This is a genomic window from Hydrogenophaga sp. ANAO-22, from assembly GCF_042466645.1.
Taxonomy (GTDB): Bacteria; Pseudomonadota; Gammaproteobacteria; order Burkholderiales; family Burkholderiaceae_C; genus Hydrogenophaga.
This window is the reverse complement of sequence record NZ_CP159956.1, coordinates 2,231,538-2,240,517: the sequence shown is the minus strand read 5'-3', so window position 1 is coordinate 2,240,517 and position 8,980 is coordinate 2,231,538. Positions and strand designations below refer to the sequence as shown.

The following is an 8,980-nucleotide window of genomic DNA, read 5'->3' as shown; positions in this document are numbered from 1 at the left end:
TCGCGCCCATGCGGGCCGACCAGCTGCTCGTCGAGCGCGGCCTGGCCGCCACCCGTTCGCAGGCCCAGCGGCTCATCGCCGCGGGCGTGCAATGGCGTGCGCCGGGGGGCGACTGGACAGCGGTCACCAAGAACGGCGAGGAGCTGCGTGACGCGGCCGAGCTGCGCCTGCTGGACACGGCGGAGACGCGCTATGTGTCGCGCGGCGGCCTCAAGCTGGAAGGCGCGCTGCGCCACACCGGCCTGGACGTGAGCGGCCTGCGCTGCCTCGATGTGGGGCAGAGCAGCGGCGGTTTTACCGACTGCCTGTTGCAGCGAGGCGCGGCGCAGGTCGTGGGGGTGGACGTGGGCCAGGGCCAGCTGCACCCGCAGCTCAAGGGCGATCCGCGCGTGATCTGCATTGAAAAATGCAACGCGCGCGATCTCTCGGCCCAGGCGCTGCAGGACGCGGGTGGCGCGCCGCCGTTCGATCTGATCGTGGGCGACCTGTCGTTCATCTCGCAGACCCTGGTGTGGCCGGCCCTGGTGCCGCTGCTGGCACCGGGCGGGCAGATGCTGATGCTGGTCAAGCCGCAGTTCGAGCTGCAGCCCGGGCACATCGGCAAGGGTGGTCTGGTGAAGGACGCGGCGAGTTACGCCATCGTGCGCGATCGCATCGCGCAGGCCTGCGAAGAGCAGGGCCTGCGGATGCGCGACTACGTCGAGAGCGCGATCACCGGGGGTGACGGCAACCGCGAGTTTTTTGTGTATGCGAGCAAGTGATGCAAGGAGGGGACCGTGAGTCTTCCCATCAGCCTGGAATTTTTCCCGACCAAGACGCCCGAAGGCGCGGTCAAGCTGCGCGCGGTGCGCCAGCAGCTCTACGCGCTCAAGCCCGAGTTCTGCTCGGTGACCTTTGGCGCCGGCGGCTCCACGCAGGACGGCACGCTGCAGGCCGTGACCGAGATCATGGGCGAGGGCTGCCCCGCCGCGCCGCACCTGAGCTGCATCGGCCAGTCGAGCGCGAGCATCCGCGAGCGCCTGGCGGCCTACGCGGCCGCCGGCATCCGCCGCATCGTGGCCCTGCGCGGTGACCTGCCCAGCGGCTACGGCGTGGGTGGCGAGTTCCGCTACGCCAGCGACCTGGTGGCCTTCGTGCGCGCCGAGACCGGTGACCGATTCCACATCGAGGTGGCGGCCTACCCGGAAACGCACCCGCAGGCCCGCTCGCCCGAGGCCGACCTCGAGGCCTTCGCGGCCAAGGTGAAGGCCGGTGCCGATTCGGGCATCACGCAGTACTTCTTCAATGCCGATGCCTATTTCCGCTACCGCGACGAGCTGCAGCGCGTGGGCGTGGACGTGCCTGTGGTGCCGGGCATCATGCCCATCACCAGCTCCACGCAGCTGATGCGCTTCTCCGACGCCTGCGGCGCCGAGATCCCGCGCTGGATCCGCATGCGCCTGCAGGCCTTCGGCGACGACACCGCGTCCATCAAGTCCTTCGGCCTGGACGTGGTGACCGACCTGTGCGACCGCCTGCGCGGCGGCGGCGTGCCGGGGCTGCACTTCTACACCATGAACCAGAGCGGGGCCACGACGGACATCGTCCAGCGCCTCGGTCTTGCATGAGCCTCAAGCCCGCGGTCACGCTGGCGCTGGCCACCTTGTTGTGGCTCGGCGGCTGCGCGACGCGAGCGCCGGACATGCCCGACCTGGGCAGCGTGCCCGATGCCTCGGCCGACGACACCGACACCCCGGACGCCAGCGAGAGCGTCATCGCGCGGGGCCTGGCGTCCTGGTACGGCGAGCCTTTCCACGGCCGGCGCACCGCCAGCGGCGAGGTCTACGACATGAACGAACTCACCGCGGCCCACAAGACCCTGCCGTTCGGCACCCGCGTGCGCGTGCGCCACGCCCGCACGGGCAAGGAGGTGACGGTGCGCATCAACGACCGCGGCCCGCACGTGCCGGGCCGCATCATCGACCTCAGCCGCGCGGCCGCGTCGGCGCTGGGCATCGTGCAGGGCGGCGTCGGCCGGGTCGTGCTGTTGCGCGACTGAAGCGCGTGGCTTGACCTGCGTCAAGCAATCCGCACCAGCGGGGCCAGGTCTCCGGCCGGTTTGACGTGGCGCAACGCCGCGCCACGCACGGTCTTCTGTAATGGACGCGGGGATTCTCCCGAGTCAACGCAACACAGAAGACCACCATGAATACGCACCACTTCGCCCTGGCCGCCCTCGCGTCCACCTGCCTGCTCGCGTCGGGCGCCGCCCTGGCGCAGGACGACTTCCAGGCCGGCAGCGTGCTCGTGCGCGCCCGCGCCGTGCACCTGGACAGCGCCAACAAGGACAGCACCGGCCTGGGCCTGGCCATGAACAACAAGGGCCTGCCCGAAGTCGACGTGAGCTACTTCTTCAGCAAGCACCTGGCGGCCGAGCTCATCCTCACGGTGCCGCAGAAACACACCCTCACGTCCAACGGCGCGGCCATCGGCACGCTGCGCCACCTGCCACCCACGCTGACCGTGCAGTACCACTTCGACGCGCCCGGCTTCAAGCCCTACGTGGGCGCGGGCCTCAACTACACGCGCTTCAGCTCGGTGCACCTGCTGGGCGGCGCGGCCGACGTGAAGCGCCACAGCTTCGGCCCGGCGCTGCAGGTGGGGGTGGACATTCCGCTGAGCAAGCAGCTCTACCTGAACGTCGATGTGAAGAAGGTCTTCATCAAGACCGACGTGAGCGCCGGTGGCGCCAAGATCGGCCAGTTCAAGGCCGACCCCGTGCTGGTCGGCGTGGGCCTGGGCTGGCGCTTCTGACGGAACGCGGGCCTCAGCGCTCGTCGTAGCTCACCACCACGCGGTCGGTGGTGGGCCGCGCCTGGCAGCTCAGCACGAAGCCCTTGTCGGTCTCCCAGGGTTCGAGCGTGAAGTTCTTGTCCATCTGCACCGCGCCTTCCATCACCTTGGCGCGGCAGGTGCAGCACACGCCGCCCCGGCACGACCAGGGCAGGTCCAGCCCGGCGTTCAGGGCCACGTCGAGCACGCGCTCGTCGCGGTTCATGCGCAGCTCGTGCGGCTTGCCATCGAGCACCACGGTGAGCGCCACCTCGCCCTCGGCGCGCACGGCCGGCTGGCCGAGCACCACGGCCTGGCGCTGCGCGGCGGGCAAGGCCTCCAGCGTGGGCGAGGTGAAGCGCTCGGTGTGCACGCGGTCCGGGCGCACGCCCGCATCGAGCAAGGCCTTTTCCGTCACCTCGATCATGGCCTCGGGTCCGCAGATGAAGACCTCGTCCATGCTGCCCACGGGCAGCAGGGTGTCGATCAAGGCGCGCACCTTGTCGGCGTCGATGCGGCCTTCGAGCAGCGGCACTTCCTGCGCCTGGCGCGAGAGGATGTGGATCAGCGTGAGGCGGTCCGCGTAGCGGTCCTTCAGGTCCTGCAGCGACTCGTTGAACATCACGCTGCCCATGCGGCGGTTGCCGTACACGAGCGTGAACTTCGAGGTGGGCGACTCTTCCAGCGTGCTGGCCATGAGCGAGAGGATGGGCGTGATGCCCGAGCCGGCCGCGAAGCCCACGCGGTGCACCGCGCGCGGCTTGTGCACGGTGAAGCGGCCGTCGGGCGGCATCGCCTTGAGCGTGTCGCCGGCCTTCAGGGCGGTGGCGGCCCAGTTGGAGAACACGCCGCCGTCCACGGGGCGGATGCCCAGCGTGAGTTCACCGCGCTGCGTGAGCAGGCTGCGCGGGCTGCTGATGGAGTAGCTGCGCCGCACGTCCTGGCCGTCGATGGTGGCGCGCACGGTGAGGAACTGGCCGGGCTCGAACGCGAAGGTGGCGCGCTGCTCGGGTGGGATCGCGAAGGTGATCGCCACCGCGCCGGCGGCCTCGGGGCTGATGCGGGCGATCGGGAGTTCGTGGAAGCGGGCGGCGGTGGACATGGCGTCAATAAGGCTTGAAGTAGTCGAACGGTTCCAGGCAGTCGAGGCAGCGGTACATCGCCTTGCAGGCGGTGGAGCCGAAGGGCGAGGTCTCGGTGGTGTGGGTCGAGCCACACTGCGGACAGGGCACGGTCTCGCGGCGCAGGGCCTGGCGCGAGAACTTCAGCGGCGCGGTGGAGGCCGGCGGCTCGCTGCCGCATTGTGGTGGCGCGATGCCGTAGGCGCGCAGCTTCTCGCGCGCTGCTTCGGTCATCCAGTCGGTGGTCCAGGCCGGCGCGAGCTGCGTGACCACGCGCGCGGTAAGGCCCTCGTTTGCCAACGCGGCGCGCACGTCGTCCTCGATCTGGCCCATGGCCGGGCAGCCGCTGTAGGTCGGCGTGATCACCACCTCGGGAACACCGTCCGCGCCGGTGCGCACGCCGCGCAGGATGCCGAGCTCGCTCAGGCTGACCACCGGGATTTCCGGGTCGGCCAGGCCGGCGAGCGCGTCATGGATGTCGGTGTGCATGGTGGGCCTCACCACACGGCCTGCGGGTGCGCGCGCGCCAGACTCTGCATCTCGGCGAGCAGAAAACCCATGTGCTCGGAGTGCACGCCGTGTTTGCCCTGCGGCACGTAGCCCTGCACGGCGGGGCGCTGCAGCGTGGCCTCGCTCAGCGTGTCGTCCACCAGCGCGTCCCAGTCGGCCTGCAGGCCGGCCACGTCGACGCCGGTGCCGTTGTCCACCGCGGTGGTTTCGGCCTCGCTGCCGATCCAGAACTCCTGGCAGTAGGGCAGCAGGTGCTGCAGCGCGGCCTGCGCGCGGGCGTGCGATTCGTCGGTGCCATCGCCGAAGCGCACCAGCCAGTCGCTGGCGTGGCGCAGGTGGTAGCGCACCTCCTTCAGCGACTTGGCCGCGATGGCGGCGAGCTGCGCATCGGCCGAGGTCTGCAGCCGGTCCCACACCAGCACCATGAGCGCGCTGTAGAGGAAGTTGCGCGCGAGGGTGGTCGCGTAGTCGCGGTCGCCGGACGCGGTGCTGGCCAGCGGGCCGCTGTGCGGCAACTCCAGCAGCGTGAGGCTGCGGAACTCGTGCGTGTCGCGGAAGTAGGCCAGCGTGTCCTCGGTCACCGCGCCGTGGGTGCGCGCACCCTGCAGGTGGGCGAAGCGCTGCGCCTGGGCCGGGTCGGCGTTGATCAGCGTGGCCGCGTGCTGGTACAGCAGGCGGGCCTGGCCGAGCAGGTCCAGGCTGTTGTTGGCCAGCGCGAGGTCTTCTTCGAGGATGGGCCCGTGGCCGCACCATTCGGCGTTGCGCTGGCCCAGCACCAGCGCGTTGTCGGCGAGGTGCAGCAGGTAGTCGATCGGTGCCGTGCCGCTCATCACATGTGCCCCACTTTGTCGGGGATCTCGTAGAAGGTGGGATGGCGGTACACCTTGTCGGCGGCCGGGTCGAAGAAGCTGTCCTTGCTGTCGGGCTCGCTGGCCGTGATGCCGCTGCTTTGCACGACCCAGATGCTCACGCCTTCCTGGCGCCGCGTGTAGACGTCGCGCGCCAGGTGCAGCGCGTGCTGGGCGTCGCTGGCGTGCAGGCTGCCGCAGTGCTTGTGCTCGAGGCCCTGCTTGCTGCGCACGAAGACCTCCCAGAGAGGCCATTCCTTCAAGGTGGTGGTGTTCATGCGGCCTCCTTCATGGCACGTTGCTGTTGTTTGCGGGCGTGGGCGAGGGCGGCTTCGCGCACCCAGGCGCCGTCGTTCCAGGCCTTCACGCGGGTGGCCAGGCGTTCCTTGTTGCACGGGCCGTCGCCGTTGACCACGGCCCAGAACTCGTCCCAGTCGATCTGGCCGTAGTCATGGTGGCCGCGTGCCTCGTTCCACCTCAGCGCCGGATCGGGCAGGGTGACGCCCAGCACCTCGGCCTGCGGCACGGTCGCATCCACGAACTTCTGGCGCAGGTCGTCGTTGCTGATGCGCTTGATGCCCCAGCGCATGCCCTGCACGCTGTTGGGGCTGTCGGCGTCGGGCGGGCCGAACATGGCCAGGCACTTCCACCACCAGCGGTTCACCGCGTCCTGCACCATGGCCTTCTGCTCGGCCGTGCCCTGCATCATGGTCATCAGCGACTCGAAGCCCTGGCGCTGGTGGAAGCTTTCTTCCTTGCAGACGCGGATCATGGCGCGCGCATAGGGGCCGAAGCTGCAGCGGCACAGCGGGATCTGGTTCATGATCGCCGCGCCGTCCACCAGCCAGCCGACCACGCCCACGTCGGCCCAGGTCAGCGTGGGGTAGTTGAAGATGGAGCTGTACTTGGCCTTGCCGCTGTGCAGCGCATCGAACATCTGGTCGCGGCTGGTGCCCAGCGTCTCGGCCGCGCTGTAGAGGTACAGGCCGTGGCCGCCTTCGTCCTGCACCTTGGCCACCAGGATCGCCTTGCGCTTGAGGCTGGGCGCGCGCGAGATCCAGTTGCCCTCGGGCAGCATGCCCACGATCTCGCTGTGCGCGTGCTGGCTGATCTGCCGCACCAGCGTCTTTCGGTAGGCGTCGGGCATCCAGTCGCGCGGCTCGATCTTGCCGTCGGCGTCGATCACGGCGTCGAAGTGCGCCTGCAGAGCGGTGTCGTGGGGCACGGCCTTGAGCGGGGTGCCGGATTGGGCGTCGGCGTCGGGCACATTGAAGGACTGGGTGTACATGCGGAATCTCCTGCGCAGTGGGGGTGCGGATCGCAGTATAGCCAATTAGCCGACCGATCGGTCGGCTAATTTTGCAACGCCCGCCCAACGGTTTTCGGAACGGCGGCGCTGCCTGGCCGAAGAGCGGTCGTCTTCTACATCCGCTTACCTTACTCCGTCGGCTCGACCCTAGAGTGAAGCGCATGCAACACCTGTCTCTTCCTGATGAACAACGGCTCGTTGGTGTGGGCTTGATCCTGGGGGCCCTGCTGGCCTTGGCCGCCTGCGGCGGTGGTGGGGGCGGTGGCGGTGGCGGGCCCGATGCGACGATCGGCGTGCCCTCACCGCCGAACAGCGCGGGCGGCGCCGGCACGGGCGGCGGCGGTTCGACGCTGGTCGCCCTGGACGCCAGCACCAGCTGCAACCTGCCCGACTTCCGCAACAGCCTGCTGCAACAGATCAACGCGGCGCGGGCCGTGGCGCGCAGCTGCGGCGGCACCGCGATGCCGGCGGTCGCGCCACTGGCCTGGAACGACGCCCTGTTCTCCGCCGCCGCGCGGCATTCGACCGACATGGCCGTCAATAACTACTTCTCCCACACGGGGCTGGACGGCCGCACGGCCTCCCAGCGCATCGCCGCCGAAGGTTATGCGTGGTCGTGGGTGGGGGAAAACATCGCGGCGGGGCAGACCTCGGTCTCGACCGTGATGAGCGGCTGGCTCGCCAGCGCCGGCCACTGCGCCAACATCATGCGCGCCGAGTATCAGCACGTGGGTGTGAGCTGCGTGCAGCGCAGCGGCACCACCTACGGCCGCTACTGGACCATGACCCTGGCCCGGCCGCGCTGAGCCCGCATTCAGCCGCCCGATTCGAGCGCCTGGGATTTGCCGCGTCCGCGGCCCAGGTGGGCCAGCAGCTGGGGCAAGGCGGCCTGCAGCGTGCCCTTGAGGGTGTGCGGCGGGTTGATCACGAACATGCCGCTGGCCGTCAGGCCCGGGCGGTCGTCGGGACCGTGGGTCGGGTCCTGGCCGATGGCCAGCGTGGCGTTCAGCCAGGGTTTCTGGGCCTGGTTCGACAGGGTGCGCAGGCGGCGCGGCAGGTCGTGCGCCTCGGGGCGCGGGATCACCGGGTACCAGACCAGGTAGGTGCCGGTCGGGAAACGTCGGATGAGCTCTTGTATGCAGGCGCTCACTTTTCCGTAATCGCTCTTGATCTCATAGCTCGGGTCGATCAGCACCATGGCCCGTTTGGAGCCGGTGGCCGAGGGCGGCGGCGGCAGCAGGGGCTTCACGCCCTCGAAACCGTCCTCGCGCACCACCGCGACCTGGCGGCCGGCTTCGAGCTGGGCGATGTTGGCGGACAGGGTGCGGCTGTCGGTCGGGTGCAGCTCGAACAGCTTGAGCCGGTCGCGCGATTCGGCGCGCAGCAGCTGGTGCATGACGAACGGCGAGCCGGGATAGACCCGCAGCGCGCCCGACGGGTTGAAGCTCGCGACCAGATCCAGGTAGTCGTCGATGGCGGGCGCCACGGCCTCGGTCGACGGCCCGTCGGCCGCGCGCAGCGCGCCCATGAGCTTGACGACGCCGTCCTTGGCCTCGCCCCCGGTCTCGGTGTAGTCGCCGTCGAGCCGATACAGGCCCGCGCCCGCGTGGGTGTCGATCAGCGTCAGACCCGCCTCCTTCTGCATCAGATGGCGCAGCGTGGCGATGAGGGTGATGTGCTTGAGCACGTCGGCGTGGTTGCCGGCGTGGAAGGCGTGTCGGTAGCTGAACATGCCCTGATGGTAGCCGTTTGCCCTCTGCGCCCGACCATCGGGGACGGGCGGTTTGCCATCCGGGGTCGGAATTTCGTACAATCGAGGGCTTCGCAGCGATTTGCTGGCTCCGCGGCGAAGCATTCAAAACCCACCTAAGAGCGTTCCGACAGAGAACGACCGACCGTGGAAAAGAGCCGCCAAACCAACTCTTCAAGAGAAAACTCATGACCAAAACGTTCAGCGCCAAACCCGCTGACGTGACGCACGAGTGGTTTGTGATTGACGCGACCGACAAGGTCCTCGGACGAGTAGCCAGTGAAGTTGCTCTCCGTTTGCGCGGCAAACACAAGGCCATTTACACGCCTCACGTCGATACCGGTGACTTCATCGTCATCATCAACGCAGCCAAACTCCGCGTCACGGGCAACAAGGCCCTCGACAAGGTGTACTACCGTCACTCGGGTTTCCCCGGCGGTATCTATGGCACCAACTTCCGCGACATGCAGGCCAAGCACCCTGGCCGCGCGCTCGAGAAGGCCGTCAAGGGCATGCTGCCCAAGGGCCCGCTCGGCTACGCCATGATCAAGAAGCTCAAGGTGTACGGCGGTGCAGAGCACCCGCACACCGCCCAACAGCCGCAAGTGCTGGAACTCTAAAGGAGCCTTGA

At 68.9% G+C, this 8,980-nt stretch carries 12 protein-coding genes; 6 read left to right on the top strand and 6 right to left on the bottom strand.

The genetic code is table 11. The features are described from left to right. Positions 1 to 8: 8 nt before the first annotated feature. The 4 genes from ABSY19_RS10710 to ABSY19_RS10695 all read left to right on the top strand — a co-directional run bounded on the left by ABSY19_RS10710 (position 9) and on the right by ABSY19_RS10695 (position 2,793). Positions 9 to 761, top strand: coding sequence for a TlyA family RNA methyltransferase (locus tag ABSY19_RS10710; protein WP_382162404.1), 753 nt, complete (start codon positions 9 to 11; stop codon positions 759 to 761). A 15-nt stretch (positions 762 to 776) separates the two neighbouring features. After that, a complete protein-coding gene (gene metF, locus ABSY19_RS10705) occupies positions 777 to 1,607 on the top strand; it encodes a methylenetetrahydrofolate reductase [NAD(P)H] (protein ID WP_382162402.1) in 831 nt (276 codons plus the stop codon). Further along, entirely contained in the window at positions 1,604 to 2,038 is a 435-nt protein-coding gene (locus ABSY19_RS10700; RefSeq protein ID WP_382162399.1) for a septal ring lytic transglycosylase RlpA family protein, read from the top strand. The genes metF and ABSY19_RS10700 overlap by 4 nt, the downstream gene beginning before the upstream one ends. Before the next feature lie 146 nt (positions 2,039 to 2,184). Continuing rightward, positions 2,185 to 2,793, top strand: coding sequence for an OmpW family protein (locus ABSY19_RS10695; RefSeq protein WP_382162396.1), 609 nt, complete (start codon positions 2,185 to 2,187; stop codon positions 2,791 to 2,793). A 13-nt stretch (positions 2,794 to 2,806) separates the two neighbouring features. Here ABSY19_RS10695 and ABSY19_RS10690 read toward each other — a convergent pair whose 3' ends face one another. The 5 genes from ABSY19_RS10690 to paaA are packed head-to-tail and all read right to left on the bottom strand — an operon-like array spanning position 2,807 to position 6,578. Next, positions 2,807 to 3,913 (bottom strand): 2Fe-2S iron-sulfur cluster-binding protein, encoded by a 1,107-nt coding sequence (locus ABSY19_RS10690; protein ID WP_382162393.1) that lies wholly within the window; start codon positions 3,911 to 3,913, stop codon positions 2,807 to 2,809. 4 nt (positions 3,914 to 3,917) lie between these two features. Continuing rightward, entirely contained in the window at positions 3,918 to 4,421 is a 504-nt protein-coding gene (paaD, locus tag ABSY19_RS10685; protein WP_382162390.1) for a 1,2-phenylacetyl-CoA epoxidase subunit PaaD, read from the bottom strand. An 8-nt stretch (positions 4,422 to 4,429) separates the two neighbouring features. After that, on the bottom strand, positions 4,430 to 5,272 hold the full coding sequence (gene paaC, locus ABSY19_RS10680) for a 1,2-phenylacetyl-CoA epoxidase subunit PaaC (protein ID WP_382162386.1): 843 nt from the start codon (positions 5,270 to 5,272) through the stop codon (positions 4,430 to 4,432). Further along, positions 5,272 to 5,568: a 1,2-phenylacetyl-CoA epoxidase subunit PaaB gene (gene paaB, locus ABSY19_RS10675; protein WP_382162383.1), complete on the bottom strand. Its 297-nt coding sequence runs from the start codon at positions 5,566 to 5,568 to the stop codon at positions 5,272 to 5,274. The genes paaC and paaB overlap by 1 nt, the downstream gene beginning before the upstream one ends. After that, positions 5,565 to 6,578, bottom strand: a complete 1,014-nt coding sequence (gene paaA / locus ABSY19_RS10670) for a 1,2-phenylacetyl-CoA epoxidase subunit PaaA (RefSeq protein ID WP_382162380.1) — start codon at positions 6,576 to 6,578, stop codon at positions 5,565 to 5,567. The genes paaB and paaA overlap by 4 nt, the downstream gene beginning before the upstream one ends. Positions 6,579 to 6,760: 182 nt before the next feature. On the opposite strand from paaA, the gene ABSY19_RS10665 reads away from it, so the two are divergent. Beyond that, on the top strand, positions 6,761 to 7,405 hold the full coding sequence (locus ABSY19_RS10665) for a CAP domain-containing protein (protein WP_382162377.1): 645 nt from the start codon (positions 6,761 to 6,763) through the stop codon (positions 7,403 to 7,405). A gap of 8 nt (positions 7,406 to 7,413) precedes the next feature. On the opposite strand, the gene ABSY19_RS10660 is transcribed toward ABSY19_RS10665, so the two are convergent. Then, a complete protein-coding gene (locus tag ABSY19_RS10660; protein ID WP_382162374.1) occupies positions 7,414 to 8,331 on the bottom strand; it encodes a 23S rRNA (adenine(2030)-N(6))-methyltransferase RlmJ in 918 nt (305 codons plus the stop codon). A 206-nt stretch (positions 8,332 to 8,537) separates the two neighbouring features. Here ABSY19_RS10660 and rplM point away from each other — a divergent pair, with 206 nt between their 5' ends. After that, complete coding sequence (gene rplM, locus ABSY19_RS10655; protein ID WP_291121334.1) at positions 8,538 to 8,969, top strand: 50S ribosomal protein L13; 432 nt, start codon at positions 8,538 to 8,540, stop codon at positions 8,967 to 8,969. Positions 8,970 to 8,980 lie beyond the last annotated feature (11 nt).

What these genes read in the sequence shown, in the direction of transcription:
- ABSY19_RS10710 (WP_382162404.1), top strand. Translation starts at nt 9, where the DNA reads ATGCGGGCCGACCAGCTGCTCGTCGAGCGCGGCCTGGCCGCCACCCGT.
- ABSY19_RS10700 (WP_382162399.1), top strand. Translation starts at nt 1,604, where the DNA reads ATGAGCCTCAAGCCCGCGGTCACGCTGGCGCTGGCCACCTTGTTGTGG.
- ABSY19_RS10695 (WP_382162396.1), top strand. Translation starts at nt 2,185, where the DNA reads ATGAATACGCACCACTTCGCCCTGGCCGCCCTCGCGTCCACCTGCCTG.
- ABSY19_RS10690 (WP_382162393.1), bottom strand. Translation starts at nt 3,913, where the DNA reads ATGTCCACCGCCGCCCGCTTCCACGAACTCCCGATCGCCCGCATCAGC.
- paaD (WP_382162390.1), bottom strand. Translation starts at nt 4,421, where the DNA reads ATGCACACCGACATCCATGACGCGCTCGCCGGCCTGGCCGACCCGGAA.
- paaC (WP_382162386.1), bottom strand. Translation starts at nt 5,272, where the DNA reads ATGAGCGGCACGGCACCGATCGACTACCTGCTGCACCTCGCCGACAAC.
- paaB (WP_382162383.1), bottom strand. Translation starts at nt 5,568, where the DNA reads ATGAACACCACCACCTTGAAGGAATGGCCTCTCTGGGAGGTCTTCGTG.
- paaA (WP_382162380.1), bottom strand. Translation starts at nt 6,578, where the DNA reads ATGTACACCCAGTCCTTCAATGTGCCCGACGCCGACGCCCAATCCGGC.
- ABSY19_RS10665 (WP_382162377.1), top strand. Translation starts at nt 6,761, where the DNA reads ATGCAACACCTGTCTCTTCCTGATGAACAACGGCTCGTTGGTGTGGGC.
- ABSY19_RS10660 (WP_382162374.1), bottom strand. Translation starts at nt 8,331, where the DNA reads ATGTTCAGCTACCGACACGCCTTCCACGCCGGCAACCACGCCGACGTG.
- rplM (WP_291121334.1), top strand. Translation starts at nt 8,538, where the DNA reads ATGACCAAAACGTTCAGCGCCAAACCCGCTGACGTGACGCACGAGTGG.